This window comes from Oerskovia sp. Root918, from assembly GCF_001428945.1.
GTDB lineage: Bacteria > Actinomycetota > Actinomycetes > Actinomycetales > Cellulomonadaceae > Oerskovia > Oerskovia enterophila.
In genome coordinates, this window is record NZ_LMJG01000013.1 from 418,266 (window position 1) to 436,098 (window position 17,833).

Here is a 17,833-nt window from a genome sequence, read left to right on the forward strand (position 1 = left end):
GCTGGTCCACGGTGCCGATGCGGGTCATGGCTCCCCTTCGAGGGCTCGGGTGAGGTCGTGTACTACGTCGCCTAGGTTGGCCTGCTGGGAGGCGAGGCGCGCCCAGAGGGTGAGCAGCTCGGTCATGCGCCCGAGTGCTGCCCGTGCCGCATCACGCTCGGCGAGGAGGTCGTTCTTGCCGTGGCGGTCCCAGAGGGTGCGGTACCGGTCTGCCTCGGCCCGTAGTCGGTCTACCTCGTCGGCCAGCTCGGACACGAGGGCGGTCGCTATGTCGAGGTCAGCGATGAAGCCAGCGGCGAACCTCCTCGCTCGTGCGGTCAGGTCGTCGGTGCTCATGCGTACTCCTTGTGCTCGGGGCAAAACGCCCGATCAGCGCGCGGGTCGAAGTACCAGCCGCCGAGGAGTTCGCGCCAGTTGTCGACGGTCATCGCGTAGTAGTCGGGCATCCACTCCGAGCACCCGCCCTCGTCGTCGCACATCTGGATCGGAACGGTTCCGGCGGTCATCGTGTTGCTCCTCTCGCGATCCGGGCGGCGCGGTCCATCCCTGCGCAGAACGCCTGTGACTTGCGGCCATCCGGGGTCTTGTCGTTGATGTCCTGGGCGATGCGCTCCCGGATGCTCGCCTCATACGCGGCCAGCCACCGGTCGAACTCGGCCTGGTTCGAGGCACGGAGCCGGCTCAGGTCCGTGCTCCCCGGCTCATCCGTCGGGCGCCAGGCGTACGCCCAGGTGAACAGGTCACGGACGCGCTCGGTCGTGGGCGTGTGCTCGTCAGCCACGGGTTGCTCCTCTCAGGCGGGCGGCGCGGTTGCGCTCGCGCTTGCACTCGCGGCAGATGCGATCTCCGCGCTTGTCGAAATGCGTGTTGTCGGCGTCGTACGGATGCCCAACCGGGCAGTGCGTCTTGCGAGCGAGATGGTGGGTTCCATGTCGGACGCGGTCGAGGGTGTTCTCCGAGCGGGAGTCCCACCTGAGGTTGGACAGCGCATTGTTCGCCGGGTCGCCGTCACTGTGGCAGGCCTCCATGCCTTCAGGCGCAGGGCCAACGAACGCCTCCAGGACCATGCGGTGAACAAGGAGCGTGATCCCCTTGCCGTCGACACAGAGGCTGAGGTGCTGATGGCCGCTGCGCTTCGTCGCTGCACGGAGAACCCGGCCACGGATCCGGTTGCCACGCGAGTCGAGCCGGTCGAGAGAGCGGACCCGCCCTCGGTCGCTCACTTCGTACGCTCCTTCGAAGCCGACCACCGGCCTCCAAGACGCCTGTGCGCCTGCCTCCTCTGCCCGTGCCACGTCCTCGCGTCGGGTGTCGGACACCGGGGCGGGGTGCGCCGCGCAGGTCTCCACGCCGTGCCCCAGGCAGTTCCCGCAAACCTCCGGCGCGGGGCTGATCTCGTCGCAGATGCATGACGCGTTGAGGTAGTCCGCGTCGCACGCGATGTCGTGTCCCGAGCGGACCGGGGCCGGTACTGGGTGGGCGGTGAGCAGGCCACGGAGGACGGGCACCGAGATGGACGGCGTGCCAGCGCGCATACCGCCAGGCGGGTCGGCTCGGTCGATCGCCTTGGTGAGGGCGGTGCGCAGATCGTTGGGGTCGGCCGGTGTCGTGGGCTTCGGTGAGGTCATCGGGTCTCTCCGGCCTGGTCGCGGGTGATCTGGGCCTTGTGCTCGCGGTGCCATGCGCGGCGCTGAGTGCCGGACGGGAGCTCGGGGGAGAGAGTTCCGCAGGAGCACCTCCCGTGGCCGGTTCCACCGGTGGTGATGTGGCCGCGGTAGATGAGCTGGCCCTTCGAGGTGTGGGGTGCGCCTTCCCGCCAGAGCTCGTGGCCGGCGAGGCGGCTCATGCTCCTGCCTCCTCGGTCGTGTCGGTGGCTGGCACGAGGTGCACGGGGTTGTGCGCGGCGATCTGCACGGTCGTCGCGGGGCCGTCGGTCGTGTTCCAGCGCGACGGGTTGTGCCGCCCGGTGCCCTGGTCGATCTTGAGCGCGAGGAACGTGCGGCCGCGGTCGGTGGTGCAGCGGACGGCGGTGCCCGGCGGCAGGGCGTCGAGCTGGGTGGCGGTGAGGGGGGCTGGGGTGCTCATGCTCGCGTCTCCTCGGTGACGATGCGGACGGGGTAGGTGGGGAGCGTGATCTGACCCCAGTAGGTGGAGGGCTCGGGCATCGCGCCGTCGTCGCTCTCCTCGGGGTAGGAGATGACGAACGCGTCGCCGTACTCGTCCCAGGTGACGATCCACGGGCGGTCGTAGGCGTCGCGGATCAGGAGTGACGCGAGGCTGGCGTCCTCCACGGCGACGGTCAGGCGCTCCTCGAAGTCCGTCGGGGTGGCGAACGTCAGCGGCGCGGGGGCGGCGCGGTGCGTGTTGACCGCGTCCAGGATGCGACCGCGCGCCTCGTCAGACGGCTCGTCCTCCTCCGCGTTGGCGGCCGTCTCGAGGCGGCGCGGGTTGGCGATGCTGATGGTGAACGAGGTGACGGTGGCGCCGTCGGTGGTCTGCCAGACATCGCGGCCGTGGGTCTGGGCGTTGCCGACCTTGATCGCGAGGACGGCGCGGCCGTGCGCGGCGGTGCAGTGGAGTGCGGTGCCGACGGGCAGGGCCTCGACCCACTCGGTCGACACGGACTGGGCGATGGTCATGGGTGCTCCTTGATCGGGAGTCCGGCGGCTTGCCGGACGAGGTTGGCGCCGGTGCTGTACGCCCCTGTGAGGGGCTGGACCGGGGTGGGTGGGGTGTCTGTCTCTCGTGCGAGCTGATCGGCCCTGCACGCCGAGCAGTTGCCCTTGGGGAATGACCTGTGGGCGTCGCCCTCGATGTCGCAGGGTGTGTACCGGCTGCCGACGGTCTCGGTGCCGGCGATGGCCTGCCACCAGGGCCCGAGCTCGTTCATGCGCTTCGGGGTCTGGGTTTTCGGGTCGGTCGCGACCCATGCGAGGGCGACGGCGACGTCGCGGTAGGCGCGGTGGGCGTGGTCGCGCTCGAGGAAGGTGCAGAGCGATCGCAGCGGCCAGTCGGGTCGCAGCGCGTTAGCGGCTGCGGCCAGGCGCTCGACCTCGGTCCGGGTCAGCATCCCAAGGCCAATCCGTCGTGCCGCTCGCGCGGTACGTAGGTGACGATTTGGACTTGGTCTCCACGTCCAAAACGGAGGTGAGCCGAAAGACTAAGGACGGGTCGGGTCGGGTCGGGTCGGGGGGACCGTGACTGCTGCCGTGACTCACGCGTGACTAACGCGTGAGTCACGGCGTGACAGGAGCGACTTTCGCGCGGAATTCCGCCAATCTTGTCGTTTCCGTTCACGGCTCGGCCGCGCGTTTCGCCTTCGCCCTCTCGCGCGCCTTTCGCTGACGTTCGGAGGCCGCAGCGCGCTCGGCGAGCACCTGATCGCGTGACGGTTGGTAGTCCAGCCAGTCGTGGAAGAGCCACCCGCCGTCGACCTCTTCCCACAGGCCGACGCGCACCAGAGACGCGACTTCCGCAGGTGTCCCGTCGAGGTGCTTGAGCATCTCCTTCGGCACGAACCCATCCGTGAGCTGGTCCATGCACCATGAGAGTCCGGTCGCCCAGAGCGCTCGCGCGCCCTTCGACGCGCCGCGCCACTTGATCGCCGAGTGCAGCTTGTCGTCGACCTTCCCCCATGTCACGCCGCCTCCTCAGGAGGTGGTGGGGCGGTGAGCACGGTGGGGCGGTGGCCGTGGAGCATCTGGTGGCGGAGTCGGCCGGCGGGGTCCGGGGTGAACGTGGCCCCGCATCGGCAGGTGTGGGTGGTCATGCTGCTCTCGCTTCTCGGCGCCGGGACTCGGCGCCGTCGGGTTCGGTCTGCAGGGCGTCGCGACGTGCGGCCTGCAGGGTGGGGGTGTCGCCGTGGCGGCGCTCGTAGATCGGCTTGAGGCGACGTGCCGCGGCGCGTGTGGCGTCGGGGTCTTCGGTCTCCTGGGCGCGGCGGGCGCGCTCGGCCAGGACGTCGAGCCGCGACTGGTACGTCTCCTGCTCGGCGACCAGCAGGCGGTACGCCGTGTCGCGGGACTGCTGCGACATCCGCGCGTAGTCCTCGACCGACGGCGCCCGCCTCACGCCGCGGCCCTCCGGGCGGCGCGCTCGCGCTGCTCCTTGCGGAGGGCTGCCGAGCGCTCGGCCGGCGTCGTGCCGCCGTACATCCCGAAGCGCAGGGCTCCGTAGCTGCTGGACTCCGCGTCGACCGCCGCCCGGAGGCAGGCCGCCAAGACTGGGCAGCCCGCGCAGATCTTGCGGGCGTCGTCGTAGGCGCCCGGGAGATCCGAGTCCGGGTGCCACGGGTCGCCCTGCAGCTCGTGGTCCCAATCGCGGCACTTCGCGTCGAGGCGCCAGTCCTCGGGCTCGCGGGACGCGAGCGGGTTTGTTGGTCGGGTCATGGTCTGGGCGCGCAGGTTGGTCACTGGTCCTCCTGGTGGCAGCCGCACGCGCAGTCGGTGGGCTCGTCGGTCGTGTAGTTCCAGGCGCCACCGGTGCACGCGCTGTGCTTGCCGGTGGCGCAGTCGGGGGAGTAAGGCATGGGGTCCATCACGCCGCCACCGCCTCACCGGTGAGGGCGGCGACGACGGTCGCGACGAGGTCGCGGGCGGCGGGCGGGGTGACGGCGTTGCCGGAGAGCTTGACCTGCTCGCGGCGGTTGCCAGCCATGACGTAGTCGGCAGGGAAGGCCATGGCCTGCTTGATCTCCGACGGCTCGAGCATCCGGAAGCGGACGTCCTCGATGTCGACGGTCTGTCCGGTGAGGAGCGACTGGTGGCCAGCGGTGGTGATGGTGCGGACCGGCTCCCCGGTGAGCGTCGTCATCTCCGCTCCGCCGCCGTTGTTGCGGTGGATCAACGCGTGCCGGTCGACCGTCGTGACCGTCGACAGGGCGTCACCGGTGGGTGCGGTGCGGCCGTTGCCGTAGTACGGCATGACGAGTCCGTGGTGGTTCCCGGACGCCGTGATGGTGGCGAGCGGGTCGGCCGCTGGTCGCGCGGTGGACCCGCCGCCACGGAGCTCGGCGAGGAACGGTGGGAACGCGAGGCCGGACTCGTTGCGGGTCGTCTGGGTGCGCAGCGGGTCGCCCATGGTCATGGGCTGCTTCCCCTCGCGGCCCTCAACCGGGACCATGACGGGCATGTACGCGATCGCCTTGGACTCGCGAGTGTGCATCGTGCGCAGCGGCTCGGACGCGGGCCAGGCCCGGTAGTACGAGCTCGGGTCACCGAACCCGGCGTGCTTGGGGTCGGCGGCGTCGTACTGGTTGCCGCCGTGCTCGACATGGATCGGAGACCAGTACCGTTCGATGCCGACCTGGATGCGTCGCATGGTCTTCTCAGCGAGCGGCTTGGCGCGGTCCCCGATCCGGGTGCCGGGGTTCGACCAGTCAATGATCGACGAGGCCGGGAGCCACGCGGGCTCGACGACCTGGTTGCGGCACGCGACGTTCGGGCACCGGTACAGGTACTGCGAGCGGTACCGACCCGGGCGGGTCTGCCCGTCGCCCTTCTTCCACCACTGCATCGCGTCGACGATCTGGTCGCAGCCCGCGCAGTACGCCTTCGGGCGCAGCATGCGATCGAAGTCCGGGGCCCGGTCGCCGGTACGCCAGAACGCGATGTAGACGCGGTCGCGCGACTGCGGGGCCGGGAGCCCGTACCCCTGGGCGTGCATCGAGTTCATCGAGATGATGCGGTGCCGGTACCCGAGCGCGTGCATCGCGGCCAGCCACGACTGGAACAGCCCGCCGCGCACGCCCCAGGGAGAGGACCAGTCGACGACCTCGACGACGTTCTCGACCAGGACCGCCTTGTAGTGGTGCGCCTCGGCGAACCGCACGACGTCCCACATCGTCGCCCGCGACCGCTCGGCCGCAGCCTCGGGCAGGACGTCGCCGAACAGGTCGGGCTGCTGACCCGCGAGCTTGCGGCCCTTCGCTCGCGAGTGGTTCGTGCACTCCGGGGACGCCCACAGGAGATCCGTCGTCGGGACGTATCGCGGGTCGGTGTTCGAGATGTCGGCCTGCAGGTGGTCGGTCTCGGGGTGGTTCGCGTTGTGCGTCTCGATCGCGACGTCCCAGTGGTTCGCCGCGAGCTTCACCTCGACGCCAGGGACGCCAACGGCGCCGGTGGACGAGCCGCCGGCGCCGCAGAAGAGATCGGTCATGGTGAGGTTCGCGCTCATGGCGCGACCTCGTCAGCCTCGGGCTCGGCCTCGGCGACGGGCAGGTTCGCGATGTCGCGCTTGAGGTTGTCGATCACCGCGGATGCCTCGGGCTTCGTGAGCTCCTTGGTGGAGCCGACCATGCGGCCGATGACCTGCGAGGCGTAGGCCAGTCCGTCGTCGCGCGTGGCGATGCCGAACTCCCCGAACGACGCGTGCAGCGCGCGGAGCTGGTCCGGGGTGATGGTCGGCTCGGTGGCGTCGGGCACGAGCTCGCCGGCGGCGAGGACGTCGGCCGCGGACTCGCGACGCGCGGGCTCGGCGGGCGCAGCCTCGCGCGCCTCCTCCTCGGTGTACGTGACGCCGTAGAGCGCCTCGGGGCAGGCGGTACGCGCGCACTCGGTGATGGCGCGGGCCTTGAGCATCGCGGACGCGTACTTCTTCCAGACGTCCTTCGTGGACAGCCCGGCGGCGCGGGCCTTCTCGATCGTCCAGGTGGCGGTGTAGACGAAGTCGGGGTCGTCGGCGCGGACGATCTCGGCGCGCGCGCTCTGGTCGTCGCCCTGGACGCGCAGCCGGTGGCCGGCCCTGCGGACGTTCGTCGCGATGAGCTCTGCGGACGCCGACGGCTTCCCCTCGATGACGTGGATGCGGTACAGCGACTCGGCGGGCGCGAGGCCCATCGCGGCGCCCAGGTTCACGGCGACCAGGACGGCGCCGGGGTCGTCGCGGTAGGCGCGCGGGAGGATCGACGAGGCGGAGACGGTCTCGGCGAAGCGCCACTGCTCGGCGAGCGGCAGGGCGGCGGTGGTCGTGACGAGGTCGGTCATGATGCGTACTCCTCGATGAGGTCGGGTGCAGAGTGCCAGCGCGGCGGTGCGATGCGAGTGATGCCGGTCGGGTAACCCGGCCACTCGCCGCGCTCGAGGCAGCGGGCGTAGAGGTCGATCGCGGCGCGCGTCTTGGCGCGCCCGATCGTGAGGTAGTCGACGTCGAGCTCGACGACCGATACGAGGTGCGGCGCCTCGGTCTCGACGAGGACGTGTAGGAAGCGGACTGCGGTTCCGCCGGCCTGGGCGAGGCCGTCGAGGTAGTGCGCGGCCTGGACGTCGTAGCCGAGGTTCGCCGCAGTCCGGGCGAACTCGCGAGGGTCCCCGGAGCGCGCTGTCTTGAGATCGACGACGACGCCCGCGGCCTCGTGCAGGTAGTCGAGGCGCCCGCGGCAGCGAACGCCGGTCTCGAGGTCGTCCCAGATGAGCGACACCTCGGGGCGCCCGCCAGCGAACAGGCGGCCGGCGTCCGGGTGGGCCTTCACCTTCTCGGCCATGGCTGTTGCGGTGTCGTACTGCGAGGGCTTGAGCGGCACGCCGCCCACGGCACGGACGGCCGCGACCTCCTCCTTGACCGCGTTCGTCCGCCACTCCTCGGCGTCGACCCGCACGAGGTCGAGCCCGGTGCCGAGCACCATGCCGTGGACGGCGTGGCCCAGGTCGAACGCGGTCTTCTCGACCCGATGTGCACGCGAGTGCTGGTAGCGCGCCGGGCTGTCGAGCATGGCCTTCACGCCCGTCGAGGACAGTCCCGGGAGCGCGTGGTACTCGAGCTCGGGGACGTCGTAATGGATGCCGGTCTCGATCACTTCCGCCCCTCCTTCTTGCGGCGCTCGTCGACACGTCCGGCCCACCACGCCGAGGCGAAGAGGAGGACGAGGCAGACCGCTGTGCCGACGACGTCGGCCCAGGTGGCGCTCATGCGTCCACCTCGGTCCCGTGCTCCTCGACGTATCGGTCGACCAGGCCGCGGAGGTGCTCGCCCGCGCCGTGCCACTCCGTGGTCTGGTAGTGGCCGCCGAGCTCGAGGGCCCGGAACGCGATCGCGGCCTGGGCCACAGGCGCGAGGGCTTGGACCTTGTCGATCGCGTCGTCGCGCTGGCGGACGAGCGTCGCCTGCTCGTGCTGCTCGAGGGTCCTCATGCGACTGCCTCCGTGACGGTGATGCGGCGGATGAGGTGGGCGGGGTATGGGGAGTCGTCCCGGTCGCGGCGCGCGCGCTCGATGCTCTGGCGCCACTGGACGTAGTCCGCGAAGGTGTGGGCGTCGTCGTCGCACCAGCAGGCGGCGTAGACGACCTCGCCCTCCGGGGCGGCCGCGACGCACTCGGCGGCCGCACGCTCGATCTGGTCGGCGAGGCCGGGCGGGAGCGTCGCGAGCAGTGGTCGGAATCGGTCCGTCGTGGCGGTCATTACGCACCGTCCGCGAGCCACGCCTCGGCCTGGTCTGCGAGCGATCCTGGCGCGAACGCCTCCATCTCGACGTCGTCGTAGGGCAGCGACGGGTCCTGGATGACCTGCTCCCGCTCCGGGATGGCTGCGAGCTCGCGAGACACGAAGCCCTCGAGCACCGCGACAGCCTCGCGGGGCCCGTGCTGACGGAGAGCGCCCGACGCGATCACTAGCGCCTCATCCTCGGTGGTGGCCGTCGAGCCAGCGCCGAAGAACAGGGCCGGGATCCGGCGGGGGAGGGCGGGGGAGGACAGTGCCTCGAGCGCCTGCACTGGGAGGGGGGCGAGACGTCGACGACGGAAGAGGTTCAGGGGGTTCATGTCAGATCTCCTTCTCGGCGGGGAGCGCGTCGTACCACTCGCGCAGGTCGGTGACGTCGACGAGGCACTTGCGACCGCGGAAGCGGGCCTTGATCTCGCCTGCATCGATCGCGCGCTTGAGCTCCCGGTCCGACAGACCGACGAGTGCAGCGGCCTCCGCGCGGGGCACTGCGATCGGGGCGATGGCGCTCACGCGGCGTCACCGCCTGTGACATCGAACTCGCCCTGGTCGACGACCTTTGTGAGCGACTTGGCGAGCGCCTCGACACCCTTCGCGGTCACGCGGACCTGCGGGGTGTCGATGACGCGCTCGCCCGTCTCCGGGTGGTGGTGCCACCGCGCGCGCTCGGCGAGTGCGCCCTGGTCGATGCGGCGCTGGTACGCGCGGGGCTCGTTGGCCTCGTTGCGGTAGATCCAGCCGTTGGCCTGCATCCAGTCCCGCAGGCGCTTCTCGCCCGTGAGGATGCCGTGGTCGCGGCTCAGGATCTTCGCGGCCTCGTTCACGCTGAGATCGCCGGACGTCGAGAGGAACGCGTCGAACGCCTCGGCGCGCGGGGTGAGCGCGGCGACCTGCTCGGTCGTCGCGGCGAGTGTCGCCTGCGCCTCGATGAGCGCCGCGGCCATGAGTGCTGGGCCGGTGAGCTGCGGCGTGCCGTAGGACCCGGTCTGCATGATCTGCGGGACGACGTCGTGGGTGAGCCAGCGGCGGAAGCGGCGGGCGTCGGGCTTGCGGGAGTCGAGGGTGACGTCGATGACGCCTGACTCGGTGACCGCGTGGGCGCGCTGCGTGCGGCCCAACGAGTCGATGACCTCAGTAGTGCTTAGGTCATCCCCGTCGAGCCTTCCGGCGACCATCGATGGGTTCCCGAGGTCGAGAACGCGGCAGATGTCCGCCAGAACGAAGAGCGGCTTGCCGTCGGGGCTGACAGTGGTGCGGACGGCCTGGCCGTCGAAGTCGAACGGGGTGATGTCGGTCATGAGACCATCTCCTTGGGTGGTGCCCCCGTGATTCCTTGGTCGGAGCGGGGGCGCTGTCATGCCTGGGGTGATGCACGCAGCTCCACGCCGGGACCTACCGGTTGGCTGCGCATCCACACATGAGTTCCGTTCCCTGCCGGGGCCCGCCGCGTCCACGACTGCTCCCTCTCGGCGTGCTTCCCGGGCCGCGTAGGACGGTTGTCGTCCCGGGATATCTGCACTCATGCGCTGTATTCAGGTGTTCAGCACTCCGACCCAGCACCGCTGAATCGGATATCTGATATCGCTAGGCCGCAGAAGACGTCCGGATGCTCATCGGGAAGAGTTCCACGAAGTCGACATCCAGGAGCTCGGCGATCTGTAGCAGCTCGTCCGTGTCGAACGCCGAGCGGCCCGTCATGCGGTCGCTCATCGTCGTGACGGAGATGCCGAGTGCTACAGCGAGCTCCTTCTGGGAGGTCCGGCGCCGAGAGAGGCAGGCCCGCACTTCGGCGGCGATCGCCCCTCGGGAGTAGGTGAGTTCCATGGCTGTAGTTCTATCAGATATCCGATAGGAGACGCAACGGCTGACGCGCGGCGTGTCGGATATCCGATAACGTGGAGCCATGACCAGTGACTTCTCGAAGGCGTTCGCACGGCACCTGCGCGACATCATGAGCGAGCGGGATGTGCGACAGGTGCCCCTCGCCGAGCGGCTCGAACGCTCGCAAGGCTTCGTTTCTGAGCGCACGAGCGGGCGACGACCAGTCGACACAGACATCATCGCGGCCGTCGCAGAAATGGCCGGCATGGGTGCGCGTGAGCTTGTCGAGGAGATCTCGACGCGGATGCGCGACGCTCGCCAGCAAGGGGCCACCGTTCATGCGTTCCCCGGCGCGGGCGTGTCGGCCGGGACAGGCGTGTCGGACGTCGATACGGTCCTTGAGAGGGCAGTGGCGAACGAGGATCCGACCCTGGAAGAAGAGGGCATCGCTCAGCTCGACTAGCTAGGAGGACTGGGCATGCAGGACCTGATCGACTACGCGCTTGGACGCGGCTGGGGAGTAAAGTACCGCGACCTCGGGCGGCGGAACGGCGAGTACTCCCGAGGGTTGATCACGATCAACGATCGCCGGCGCACCGGCTTCACGATCCGCATGACCATGGCGCACGAGATCGGGCACGCCCACCACGACCACGCCTGGACCGACGACCCTGCTCTGAGCGCCCGGCAGGAGCGCGAGGCCGACATGTTCGCGGCGCAGATCCTCATCTCGCTCGAGGAGTACGCGCGCGCCGAGCGCATCGTCGGGGCCCACCCTGGAGCGATCGCGAAAGAGCTCGCCGTCACGGAGAACTACGTGCTGCTGTGGCGCGAGAACTACGTCCGGCCGCGCGCTCGGCTGCGACACCTGCGTGCAGTCTGAGCGTCGACGCGAACTTCACCCGAGCGGGCCGCTACGCGCGTCGGTGGCGTAGGGGAGGATCTGCACCATGACCAAGCCTCGTGAGCTCAAGCCTGTTGGATACCAGCTCTGGTTCGCGCTCGGCGCGCTCCTTCTCGGCATCCTGCTCGCGCTCGCACAGGTCGAGACTTTGCCGTTCCTGCTCTTCGTCCTTGCGTTCATCTGGGGTGTCATCGGCATCACTCGTGCGATGAAGATCCACCGGTACGTCACGCGCCGCTCGAGCGTCGACTGAGCCTGAACGCACGAAAGCCCCCGCCTGATGGCGGGGGCTCTTCTGCGTGCGCCTACTGCTCGAGAGCCAGGAGGCCGTCGAACGCAGACATGGCCTCGCGCGCCATCGTGATGTCGATGTGCGTGTAGCCCGCGGTCGTCGTCGCGGACGAGTGTCCGAGGATCTCCATCCGCGTCTGCTCAGGCACGCCGAGCTTGTAGAGCAGCGTCGCCGTCGAGTGTCGCGCCGAGTGGAGCGGCATGTGGGGGAGCCCGGCCTGCTTGAGCGCTTCGCCCCACGCCTCCCAGTCGTCCGAGGGGTCCCAGGGCAACCCTGCAGGGGTCGTGAAGACGAGGTCGCCCTGGACTGACTCGAGGTGTCGGCGCATGACCTGCCAGAGTGTTGCCGCCATCGGAACGCGGCGCCACGAGGTGCGCGACTTCGGCCGCAGCAGCCACAGATTGCCATGGACCTGCCGCGCCTCTTGCCCCTCCGGGATGTTCATGTGCCGGCTTGGGCAGTAGCCCGCCCTCGCCTTCGCGCACGGCCAGCCGGACCCGGTCTTCGTGCCACATCCATGCTTCCAGGTGAGGCGCTGGAGCTGCCAGGCGACGGTGATCGTGCCCGACTCGAGGTCGACGAACTCGCGCGTCAGGCCGAGGCACTCGCCCTGCCGCATGCCGGCGAAGAGCGCGAGCGACCACCTTGGAGCGCCGTGCGGGTCGTCGGCGACAGAGCGCAAGAGTGCGATGGCCTGATCCGCCGAGAGTGCGTCTCGCTCGACGACGGCCTTCTGTGGCGCGTCGACGAGTGTAGCGACGTTGCGCATCACCATGCCGTCTCGCTCAGCGTCCGTCAGGCACTTCGCGAGGACGCGGTGAGCCTGCAGCGCGGTCGTCGTCGAGAGCCCTCTCGTTACCGTCACGTAGTCGTGCATCTGGCGGACGTGCGCAGTGGTCAGCTTGTCGAGTCGGATGCGCCCGATCGACGGGAGGATGTACCTGTCGATCACGCCGCGATAGGAGTCGAAGGTTCGCGGCTTGAGCCGCTTCACCGCGATCTGGTTGAGCCAGCGGTCGATCCACTGCGTGAGCGTCGGAGAAGCCGTGGGCAGGTCCCCGTTCCTGGCGAGCTCGCGCTGGAGTGCGCGGAGCTTGGCCTGGGCGCCCTCTTTGGTCTTGGAGGCGATCGTCTTGCGCCGTCGCTTGCCGTCGTGCGAGGGGAGCGTGACGGATACACACCACAGGCCATCGCTCGCGCGCTGGTAGAGCGCCCCGGCGCCCGCGTCGCGCCTGCCGGTCTTGCTCGCCATGCTCGCTCCTCAACTGTAGCCACAACTGTAGCCACACCCTGTCAGGACTAGTCAGGATAGGCAAGCGCAGAACCCTTGAAAACACTGGAATGTGGCGGGCGTTCTGCCTGTCCAAACGAGTCTAGCGGCAAACTCATAATCCGCCGGTCGTGGGTTCAAGCCCCACCTGCCCTACCCGGGAACGACCCGTGACCCTCGTGCAGACGTGCGCCACGGGTCGTTCTCCCGGTCCCCTGATGGGTGCGCGCGTGCGCCGAGACGACACCCGGCGTTCCATGGAGGCATGCCCCTCCGTATCCTGCGCGTCTATGCCGACCCCACGCCCGACGACGGCTATCGCGTCCTGGTCGACCGCCTCTGGCCGCGCGGTGTGAGCAAGGAGCGAGCGCACGTCGACCGGTGGCTCAAGGAGGTCGCGCCCTCGAACGAGCTCCGGACATGGTTCCACCACGACCGCTCCCTGTTCGACGAGTTCGTCGTGCGCTACCGAGCCGAGCTCGACGAGAACCCGGCAGTCGAGGAGCTGCGCGCGATCGTGGCCGAGCACCCCGTCGTGACGCTGCTGTACGGGGCCAAGGACGAGCAGGACAACCAGGCCGTGGTGCTGCGCGACTACCTGGAAGCGACGGGGCGCTGACTCGACGGGCCCCTGCCTCGGCCGGGCCCTGCCGAGGACGACGTTGCGCGCCGTCGAGCACGAGGTTGCGGTCGTTTTCGCCACCAGAGCGGTCGCAACCTCGTGCTCGGCCCCGGACGGGCCGACCCGGACAGGACCGGCCCCGTGCACCGGCACCCCTCCGGGCGCCTCCACAGGCCGCGCACGACCGATCGAGACCGAAGCGCCCCATACCTCCCTGACGCCTGGATTGTCGCGTTCGACAGGCGAGTGGCGGCCGGTCGTGACACGATGCCACGTCCGACGACCTGAAGGAGATGCACCATGAGCACCGGCTCGAACCGCACGACGTCAGGGACCGCGCAGCGGCTTCAGCAGAGCAAGGGGCTGCGGGCACTCGCCCGGGCCGGGTACGCGGTCAGCGGCCTGCTCCACATCATGATCGGGGTCATCGCGGTCAGGATCGCGACGGGATCGGGCGGCGGAGAGGCCGACCAGACCGGCGCCCTCCAGGAGGTCGCGAGCACGACCGGGGGAGCGTTCGTCCTGTGGTTCGCCGTCGTCGCGTTCGCAGCCCTCGGGGTCTGGCAGGTTCTCGAGGCCGTCGCCGGGACGAGCGGTGACGCGAAGGACCAGGCGACCTTCCGGGCCAAGTCGGTCGGCAAGGCCGTGATCTACCTCGCGCTCGGGGTGCTGACCTTCCAGGTCGTCAGCGGCTCGGGCTCCGGAGGCGGTCAGGACAGCCTCACGGCCTCGCTCCTGGCCAACGGGGCCGGGCGGGTGCTCGTCGGGGTGGTGGGCGTCGGCATCGCCGCCGCGGGTGTCTACCACGTGGTCAAGGGCTGGAAGAAGTGGTTCCTGCGCGACCTCGAGGGCAACGCGAAGGGGCAGGTCGGCAACGCCGTCGTCGTCCTGGGACGGGTCGGCTACATCGCCAAGGGCATCGCCCTGGCCGTCCTGGGGGTGCTCGTCGTCACTGCGGCGGCCACTGCGGACCCCGAGAAGGCGAGCGGTCTCGACACCGCGCTGCGGACGATCGGCGCGCAGCCGTTCGGCGCGTTCCTCCTGACCGCGACGGGCGTCGGCTTCGCGGCGTACGGGGTGTACTCGTTCGCGCGTGCTCGGTACGCGCGGATGTGAGACCGGCACGGGCGTCATGAAACAATGACGCCCATGGCGATGAGAGAGATCCGCGTGATTCCGGACCCCGTGCTCCGCACCCCGTGCGACGAGATCACCACCGTGGACGACCGGGTCCGCTCGCTGGTCGCCGACCTCGTCGAGACCGTCGACTACGAAGGCCGCGCGGGCCTCGCCGCCAACCAGATCGGCGTGAACCTGCGCGCCTTCTCCTGGAACATCGAGGACGAGATCGGCTACGTCCTCAACCCGAAGATCGTCGAGCTCTCCGACGAGATCCAGGACGGCGACGAGGGCTGCCTCTCGGTCCCGGGCCTGTGGTACCCGACGCGACGCGCCTGGTACGCACGCGTCGTGGGCATGGACCTCGACGGCAACGAGATCACGGTCGAGGGCACCGGCCTCATGGCGCGCTGCCTGCAGCACGAGACCGACCACCTGGACGGCATGCTCTACCTCGACCGTCTGGACAAGGCGGTCCGCAAGAAGGCCATGCGCGAGATGCGCGCGCAGCTCTGACGCGATGTCACGCGATCCCCGGCCCCTGGCAACCCCTGGGGCCGGGGATCGCGACGGCGTATGCGCAGCCGGTGCGGACCGCGTGCGGCCCTACCCGGAGCGGGTGAAATCTGCGATGGGGAGTTCTCCCCTCGCGATCCGCCGAGGTCTCGGGCAAGATATGCCTGGTATACCGCTGGACGACCCTGCATGATGATTCACCCTGGGTGAGGACGTTGGGGAAGACGAAACCTCGACCTAGGGAGGACGACATGACTGGTGCCATCACACGCGGTGTTCTTTTCGTGCACTCGGCGCCCCGGGCGCTGAGCCCGCACCTGGAGTGGGCTGCCGGGAACGTTCTTGGCGTGCGCGTCACGCTGGACTGGACCGAGCAGCCTGCTGCGCGCGACCTGTACCGGGCGGAGTACGCCTGGCAGGGCGCGCAGGGCACGGGCGCGCGCCTGGCCTCGGCGCTGCGCGGTTGGTCGCACCTGCGGTACGAGGTCACCGAGGACGCGAGCCACGGTGCCGACGGCGCCCGCTGGTCGCACACCCCTGACCTGGGCATCTTCCACGCGGTGACCGACGTGCACGGCAACGTCGTGATCCCCGAGGACCGGGTCCGTGCGGCGCTCGAGGTCTCGCACGACAACCGGGCCATGCGCGAGGCCCTTCACCTCGCGCTGGGCAAGGCGTGGGACGACGAGCTCGAGCCCTTCCGCTACGCGGGCGAGGGATCCAACGTGCGATGGCTCCACCGGGTGGGCTGACCCGCTTCACCGACCCCAGCGACCACGGTCGCCCGATGCCCGCCGGCTACTAGGAACCGGCGGGCATCGCTGCATCCCGCTCCGGAGCGCCGGAGCCCTCGACGTCCCCTGCCGGCGGGCTGGAAGGGGCAGCGGCCCCCGCGGGAACGAGGTCCCCGTCCTCCCGGGGCGTGGCCTCATGAGCCGGGGCACCGCCCTCGGCGTCCAGCTCCTCCGGGGCCGCGGGCGTGACGGTGGGACGTCGTCGGATGCGGTCCCACGTGCGTCGGAGGACAGGGGCCAGACGGCGCTGCACCCCCTCGTAGGTCACGTCACGGATGAAGATCGCGTCGATCGCGATCATGGTCATCGAGAAGTACATGAGCCCCATGAGCACCCCGATCCCCAGGTGCATGCCCGTGATGGCGATCAGGGCCAGGATGCGGGTGGGGCGCCGCAGCAGCAGGAACGGGAAGAAGAGCTGCACGAACACCGCGCTGTAGCTCAGGATCGCGACCAGCACCCCGGAGCGGCCGATCAGCTCGGTGACCTGCGGCCACGTCGAGAACTCGTCGAGCTGGAACACGTAGTAGATCGCCGTGCCGTGCTGCCACATGCCGCCCTGGATCTTGTACATCGCGGAGGCGACGTAGACGACGAAGATCTGGAAGGCGATGAGGAGGACCGCGCCGTTGTGCAGCAGGGTCCCCAGCCAGGCCCACGACGCGAACCGCGAGGGCGTGCCGGACGCCTGGGCCGCGCTGCGCCGTCGGGCATCGAGGGACCACCTGCCCGACGTGTCCGCGAAGAGCATGTACACGAGCACCATCCGCATGAGCTGGATGCCGCCGTCGCCGATGAACGGGTTGGTCCGGAACAGCGCGATGTACAGCACGAGCAGCACCGGGATCACGATCCGCGAGCGCCAGCCCAGGACCAGCAGCACCGAGAGCGCGACGAGCGCCAGGTACTGGAGGTCGAACGCCCACGCCGGCGCGGAACCGTTGAAGAACAGGTCGAGGAAGGCCGGGAACTCGTCGACGTCGACGCGCCCCTGGGCGAAGCTTCGCCCGGCTCCCCACGCCAGGCTCCGGTCGCCCCAGCCCGCCACGAGCTGGACGACCAGGATCAGGCCGAAGCCGATGCGTAGCACGGCCGTCCCGTAGGAGGCCTTGCGCGAGTCGAGCATCCAGGACTCACCGGCCGCGTACGTCGTGCGGAGCCAGGTGGTCGCGCTCGTCACCAGCCCGCTCATGAGACCCACCCTCCGAAGACGCTGCTGAAGCCTGCACGGGCCTCGGGGGTGACGGGCGACGGGTCGCGCCAGCCGAGCCGGGTGAACTGCTCCTCGGGTCGTTGCACACCCGGGACGAGGCGTTGCTCGAACGGGACGACGCCCTGCGTCGAGGTGCTCATCTGGATCGCGACGAGCTCGGTGTCCGGCCACAGGTCGAGTGCAGCCTGCGTGCCGAACAGGTACAGGGCGTCCTCGGCGAGCAGGTACGAGTCGATGCCGCTCACGCTCGCTCCTGTGCCCAGGAGGGCCTTGGTGAGGTCCTGGCGCCCCTGGCCGCCCTCCGTGGAGGCGACGTGGTCCGACTGGACCACGGCCTGCTGCTGCCCCACGAGCGCGCCGTAGGCCGAGGTGTAGAAGCGGTTGACGCTCACGGGGATGCGCCACGTGCGCGTGGGCAGGATCTGGTGCCGCACCTGCTCGTTGAAGACGTCGCCGAGGTTGACCCACTCGGTCACCGACTCGGTGCCCTCGGCGTCGCGGGTCGAGGCACGCACCCAGACGCGCAGGTCGACCGACTGCGGGTCGGGGGCGAAGATCTGCCAGTTCTGCCCGAACAGGGGCCGCATGTGCGCGGTCGTGACGGGCGCGGCCTCCTGGCTGAGGGACGAGCTGGGCGCGGCGTACAGGAACGTCGAGATCATGTGGAACGAGACCACCGCCAGGACGACGACCATGGTCGCGCGCTGCACGAGCGTGCGGGAGCGTGCGGTGCTCACCCGTGTACCTCCACGTCGAGGACGGCCCTGGCGACCGCGTTGCGCAGAATACTAACCAGTCCTAACGATTCAAGGAAGCCCTGCGCGCACGCCCCGGACGCACGGACGCCC

At 69.8% G+C, this 17,833-nt stretch carries 30 protein-coding genes; 7 read left to right on the top strand and 23 right to left on the bottom strand.

Annotated elements, in window-relative coordinates; all coding sequences use genetic code 11:
• Positions 1-24: 24 nt before the first annotated feature.
• The 20 genes from ASE27_RS13070 to ASE27_RS20450 form a co-directional block, all read right to left on the bottom strand.
• Positions 25-336, bottom strand: coding sequence for a hypothetical protein (locus tag ASE27_RS13070; protein ID WP_056650956.1), 312 nt, complete (start codon positions 334-336; stop codon positions 25-27).
• Positions 333-506 (bottom strand): hypothetical protein, encoded by a 174-nt coding sequence (locus tag ASE27_RS20270; protein WP_157257606.1) that lies wholly within the window; start codon positions 504-506, stop codon positions 333-335. Before ASE27_RS20270 ends, ASE27_RS13070 begins: the two co-directional genes overlap by 4 nt.
• Entirely contained in the window at positions 503-781 is a 279-nt protein-coding gene (locus tag ASE27_RS13075) for a hypothetical protein (protein WP_056650958.1), read from the bottom strand. The genes ASE27_RS20270 and ASE27_RS13075 overlap by 4 nt, the downstream gene beginning before the upstream one ends.
• Positions 774-1,628 (bottom strand): NUMOD4 motif-containing HNH endonuclease, encoded by an 855-nt coding sequence (locus ASE27_RS13080; RefSeq protein WP_200955940.1) that lies wholly within the window; start codon positions 1,626-1,628, stop codon positions 774-776. The genes ASE27_RS13075 and ASE27_RS13080 overlap by 8 nt, the downstream gene beginning before the upstream one ends.
• On the bottom strand, positions 1,625-1,846 hold the full coding sequence (locus ASE27_RS20275; protein WP_056650964.1) for a hypothetical protein: 222 nt from the start codon (positions 1,844-1,846) through the stop codon (positions 1,625-1,627). Before ASE27_RS20275 ends, ASE27_RS13080 begins: the two co-directional genes overlap by 4 nt.
• Positions 1,843-2,085 carry a hypothetical protein gene (locus tag ASE27_RS13090; RefSeq protein WP_056650967.1) on the bottom strand — a complete coding sequence of 81 codons (243 nt, stop codon included), beginning with the start codon at positions 2,083-2,085 and terminating at the stop codon, positions 1,843-1,845. The genes ASE27_RS20275 and ASE27_RS13090 overlap by 4 nt, the downstream gene beginning before the upstream one ends.
• Positions 2,082-2,639: a hypothetical protein gene (locus ASE27_RS13095; RefSeq protein WP_056650970.1), complete on the bottom strand. Its 558-nt coding sequence runs from the start codon at positions 2,637-2,639 to the stop codon at positions 2,082-2,084. Before ASE27_RS13095 ends, ASE27_RS13090 begins: the two co-directional genes overlap by 4 nt.
• On the bottom strand, positions 2,636-3,070 hold the full coding sequence (locus ASE27_RS13100) for a hypothetical protein (RefSeq protein ID WP_056650973.1): 435 nt from the start codon (positions 3,068-3,070) through the stop codon (positions 2,636-2,638). The genes ASE27_RS13095 and ASE27_RS13100 overlap by 4 nt, the downstream gene beginning before the upstream one ends.
• A 223-nt stretch (positions 3,071-3,293) precedes the next feature.
• On the bottom strand, positions 3,294-3,641 hold the full coding sequence (locus tag ASE27_RS13105; protein ID WP_056650976.1) for a hypothetical protein: 348 nt from the start codon (positions 3,639-3,641) through the stop codon (positions 3,294-3,296).
• 124 nt (positions 3,642-3,765) lie between these two features.
• Positions 3,766-4,035: a hypothetical protein gene (locus ASE27_RS13110; protein ID WP_157257608.1), complete on the bottom strand. Its 270-nt coding sequence runs from the start codon at positions 4,033-4,035 to the stop codon at positions 3,766-3,768.
• Positions 4,036-4,067: 32 nt separating this feature from the next.
• Positions 4,068-4,412, bottom strand: a complete 345-nt coding sequence (locus ASE27_RS13115) for a WhiB family transcriptional regulator (protein WP_056650980.1) — start codon at positions 4,410-4,412, stop codon at positions 4,068-4,070.
• A 124-nt stretch (positions 4,413-4,536) separates the two neighbouring features.
• Complete coding sequence (locus ASE27_RS13120; RefSeq protein ID WP_056650983.1) at positions 4,537-6,174, bottom strand: DNA cytosine methyltransferase; 1,638 nt, start codon at positions 6,172-6,174, stop codon at positions 4,537-4,539.
• Positions 6,171-6,983: a hypothetical protein gene (locus ASE27_RS13125; RefSeq protein ID WP_056650986.1), complete on the bottom strand. Its 813-nt coding sequence runs from the start codon at positions 6,981-6,983 to the stop codon at positions 6,171-6,173. Before ASE27_RS13125 ends, ASE27_RS13120 begins: the two co-directional genes overlap by 4 nt.
• Positions 6,980-7,792 carry a PD-(D/E)XK nuclease-like domain-containing protein gene (locus tag ASE27_RS13130; protein ID WP_056650989.1) on the bottom strand — a complete coding sequence of 271 codons (813 nt, stop codon included), beginning with the start codon at positions 7,790-7,792 and terminating at the stop codon, positions 6,980-6,982. The genes ASE27_RS13125 and ASE27_RS13130 overlap by 4 nt, the downstream gene beginning before the upstream one ends.
• 109 nt (positions 7,793-7,901) lie before the next feature.
• Positions 7,902-8,126 (bottom strand): hypothetical protein, encoded by a 225-nt coding sequence (locus ASE27_RS13135; RefSeq protein WP_056650992.1) that lies wholly within the window; start codon positions 8,124-8,126, stop codon positions 7,902-7,904.
• Positions 8,123-8,395: a hypothetical protein gene (locus tag ASE27_RS13140; protein WP_056650995.1), complete on the bottom strand. Its 273-nt coding sequence runs from the start codon at positions 8,393-8,395 to the stop codon at positions 8,123-8,125. Before ASE27_RS13140 ends, ASE27_RS13135 begins: the two co-directional genes overlap by 4 nt.
• Positions 8,395-8,754: a hypothetical protein gene (locus tag ASE27_RS13145; protein WP_056650997.1), complete on the bottom strand. Its 360-nt coding sequence runs from the start codon at positions 8,752-8,754 to the stop codon at positions 8,395-8,397. Before ASE27_RS13145 ends, ASE27_RS13140 begins: the two co-directional genes overlap by 1 nt.
• A 1-nt stretch (position 8,755) precedes the next feature.
• Entirely contained in the window at positions 8,756-8,947 is a 192-nt protein-coding gene (locus tag ASE27_RS13150) for a helix-turn-helix domain-containing protein (protein WP_056651000.1), read from the bottom strand.
• On the bottom strand, positions 8,944-9,732 hold the full coding sequence (locus tag ASE27_RS13155; RefSeq protein WP_056651002.1) for a phage antirepressor KilAC domain-containing protein: 789 nt from the start codon (positions 9,730-9,732) through the stop codon (positions 8,944-8,946). The genes ASE27_RS13150 and ASE27_RS13155 overlap by 4 nt, the downstream gene beginning before the upstream one ends.
• A 286-nt stretch (positions 9,733-10,018) precedes the next feature.
• Entirely contained in the window at positions 10,019-10,258 is a 240-nt protein-coding gene (locus ASE27_RS20450) for a helix-turn-helix transcriptional regulator (RefSeq protein WP_056651005.1), read from the bottom strand.
• A gap of 79 nt (positions 10,259-10,337) precedes the next feature.
• On the opposite strand from ASE27_RS20450, the gene ASE27_RS20455 reads away from it, so the two are divergent.
• The 3 genes from ASE27_RS20455 (at position 10,338) to ASE27_RS13175 (ending at position 11,412) form a co-directional block, all read left to right on the top strand.
• Positions 10,338-10,718 (top strand): hypothetical protein, encoded by a 381-nt coding sequence (locus ASE27_RS20455; protein WP_056651008.1) that lies wholly within the window; start codon positions 10,338-10,340, stop codon positions 10,716-10,718.
• A gap of 15 nt (positions 10,719-10,733) precedes the next feature.
• Positions 10,734-11,138 (top strand): ImmA/IrrE family metallo-endopeptidase, encoded by a 405-nt coding sequence (locus ASE27_RS13170; protein WP_056651012.1) that lies wholly within the window; start codon positions 10,734-10,736, stop codon positions 11,136-11,138.
• Positions 11,139-11,205: 67 nt separating this feature from the next.
• On the top strand, positions 11,206-11,412 hold the full coding sequence (locus tag ASE27_RS13175) for a hypothetical protein (protein ID WP_056651014.1): 207 nt from the start codon (positions 11,206-11,208) through the stop codon (positions 11,410-11,412).
• 52 nt (positions 11,413-11,464) lie between these two features.
• Here ASE27_RS13175 and ASE27_RS13180 read toward each other — a convergent pair whose 3' ends face one another.
• Positions 11,465-12,703, bottom strand: a complete 1,239-nt coding sequence (locus ASE27_RS13180) for a site-specific integrase (protein ID WP_056651017.1) — start codon at positions 12,701-12,703, stop codon at positions 11,465-11,467.
• Positions 12,704-12,986: 283 nt separating this feature from the next.
• Between ASE27_RS13180 and ASE27_RS13185 the strand changes: the two genes are divergently transcribed.
• From ASE27_RS13185 to ASE27_RS13200, 4 genes are all read left to right on the top strand, one after another.
• Positions 12,987-13,340: a DUF488 domain-containing protein gene (locus tag ASE27_RS13185; RefSeq protein ID WP_056651020.1), complete on the top strand. Its 354-nt coding sequence runs from the start codon at positions 12,987-12,989 to the stop codon at positions 13,338-13,340.
• 303 nt (positions 13,341-13,643) lie between these two features.
• Positions 13,644-14,459: a DUF1206 domain-containing protein gene (locus tag ASE27_RS13190; RefSeq protein ID WP_056651023.1), complete on the top strand. Its 816-nt coding sequence runs from the start codon at positions 13,644-13,646 to the stop codon at positions 14,457-14,459.
• Positions 14,460-14,492: 33 nt separating this feature from the next.
• Positions 14,493-14,978, top strand: a complete 486-nt coding sequence (def, locus tag ASE27_RS13195) for a peptide deformylase (protein WP_056651026.1) — start codon at positions 14,493-14,495, stop codon at positions 14,976-14,978.
• A 251-nt stretch (positions 14,979-15,229) separates the two neighbouring features.
• A complete protein-coding gene (locus tag ASE27_RS13200) occupies positions 15,230-15,730 on the top strand; it encodes a DUF3145 domain-containing protein (protein ID WP_056651029.1) in 501 nt (166 codons plus the stop codon).
• Positions 15,731-15,779: 49 nt separating this feature from the next.
• Here ASE27_RS13200 and ASE27_RS13205 read toward each other — a convergent pair whose 3' ends face one another.
• Together ASE27_RS13205 and ASE27_RS13210 are read right to left on the bottom strand one after the other, a co-directional pair.
• Positions 15,780-16,964 carry an HTTM domain-containing protein gene (locus ASE27_RS13205; RefSeq protein WP_056651032.1) on the bottom strand — a complete coding sequence of 395 codons (1,185 nt, stop codon included), beginning with the start codon at positions 16,962-16,964 and terminating at the stop codon, positions 15,780-15,782.
• Positions 16,961-17,722 carry a DUF5819 family protein gene (locus ASE27_RS13210; RefSeq protein ID WP_056651034.1) on the bottom strand — a complete coding sequence of 254 codons (762 nt, stop codon included), beginning with the start codon at positions 17,720-17,722 and terminating at the stop codon, positions 16,961-16,963. The genes ASE27_RS13205 and ASE27_RS13210 overlap by 4 nt, the downstream gene beginning before the upstream one ends.
• Positions 17,723-17,833: the final 111 nt, after the last annotated feature.

What these genes read in the sequence shown, in the direction of transcription:
- ASE27_RS13110 (WP_157257608.1), bottom strand. Translation starts at nt 4,035, where the DNA reads ATGTCGCAGCAGTCCCGCGACACGGCGTACCGCCTGCTGGTCGCCGAG.
- def (WP_056651026.1), top strand. Translation starts at nt 14,493, where the DNA reads ATGGCGATGAGAGAGATCCGCGTGATTCCGGACCCCGTGCTCCGCACC.
- ASE27_RS13205 (WP_056651032.1), bottom strand. Translation starts at nt 16,964, where the DNA reads ATGAGCGGGCTGGTGACGAGCGCGACCACCTGGCTCCGCACGACGTAC.
- ASE27_RS13140 (WP_056650995.1), bottom strand. Translation starts at nt 8,395, where the DNA reads ATGACCGCCACGACGGACCGATTCCGACCACTGCTCGCGACGCTCCCG.
- ASE27_RS20270 (WP_157257606.1), bottom strand. Translation starts at nt 506, where the DNA reads ATGACCGCCGGAACCGTTCCGATCCAGATGTGCGACGACGAGGGCGGG.
- ASE27_RS13170 (WP_056651012.1), top strand. Translation starts at nt 10,734, where the DNA reads ATGCAGGACCTGATCGACTACGCGCTTGGACGCGGCTGGGGAGTAAAG.
- ASE27_RS13120 (WP_056650983.1), bottom strand. Translation starts at nt 6,174, where the DNA reads ATGAGCGCGAACCTCACCATGACCGATCTCTTCTGCGGCGCCGGCGGC.
- ASE27_RS20455 (WP_056651008.1), top strand. Translation starts at nt 10,338, where the DNA reads ATGACCAGTGACTTCTCGAAGGCGTTCGCACGGCACCTGCGCGACATC.
- ASE27_RS13095 (WP_056650970.1), bottom strand. Translation starts at nt 2,639, where the DNA reads ATGACCATCGCCCAGTCCGTGTCGACCGAGTGGGTCGAGGCCCTGCCC.
- ASE27_RS20275 (WP_056650964.1), bottom strand. Translation starts at nt 1,846, where the DNA reads ATGAGCCGCCTCGCCGGCCACGAGCTCTGGCGGGAAGGCGCACCCCAC.
- ASE27_RS13135 (WP_056650992.1), bottom strand. Translation starts at nt 8,126, where the DNA reads ATGAGGACCCTCGAGCAGCACGAGCAGGCGACGCTCGTCCGCCAGCGC.
- ASE27_RS13185 (WP_056651020.1), top strand. Translation starts at nt 12,987, where the DNA reads ATGCCCCTCCGTATCCTGCGCGTCTATGCCGACCCCACGCCCGACGAC.
- ASE27_RS13070 (WP_056650956.1), bottom strand. Translation starts at nt 336, where the DNA reads ATGAGCACCGACGACCTGACCGCACGAGCGAGGAGGTTCGCCGCTGGC.
- ASE27_RS13125 (WP_056650986.1), bottom strand. Translation starts at nt 6,983, where the DNA reads ATGACCGACCTCGTCACGACCACCGCCGCCCTGCCGCTCGCCGAGCAG.
- ASE27_RS20450 (WP_056651005.1), bottom strand. Translation starts at nt 10,258, where the DNA reads ATGGAACTCACCTACTCCCGAGGGGCGATCGCCGCCGAAGTGCGGGCC.
- ASE27_RS13190 (WP_056651023.1), top strand. Translation starts at nt 13,644, where the DNA reads ATGAGCACCGGCTCGAACCGCACGACGTCAGGGACCGCGCAGCGGCTT.
- ASE27_RS13100 (WP_056650973.1), bottom strand. Translation starts at nt 3,070, where the DNA reads ATGCTGACCCGGACCGAGGTCGAGCGCCTGGCCGCAGCCGCTAACGCG.
- ASE27_RS13080 (WP_200955940.1), bottom strand. Translation starts at nt 1,628, where the DNA reads ATGACCTCACCGAAGCCCACGACACCGGCCGACCCCAACGATCTGCGC.
- ASE27_RS13200 (WP_056651029.1), top strand. Translation starts at nt 15,230, where the DNA reads ATGACTGGTGCCATCACACGCGGTGTTCTTTTCGTGCACTCGGCGCCC.
- ASE27_RS13145 (WP_056650997.1), bottom strand. Translation starts at nt 8,754, where the DNA reads ATGAACCCCCTGAACCTCTTCCGTCGTCGACGTCTCGCCCCCCTCCCA.
- ASE27_RS13180 (WP_056651017.1), bottom strand. Translation starts at nt 12,703, where the DNA reads ATGGCGAGCAAGACCGGCAGGCGCGACGCGGGCGCCGGGGCGCTCTAC.
- ASE27_RS13090 (WP_056650967.1), bottom strand. Translation starts at nt 2,085, where the DNA reads ATGAGCACCCCAGCCCCCCTCACCGCCACCCAGCTCGACGCCCTGCCG.
- ASE27_RS13155 (WP_056651002.1), bottom strand. Translation starts at nt 9,732, where the DNA reads ATGACCGACATCACCCCGTTCGACTTCGACGGCCAGGCCGTCCGCACC.
- ASE27_RS13175 (WP_056651014.1), top strand. Translation starts at nt 11,206, where the DNA reads ATGACCAAGCCTCGTGAGCTCAAGCCTGTTGGATACCAGCTCTGGTTC.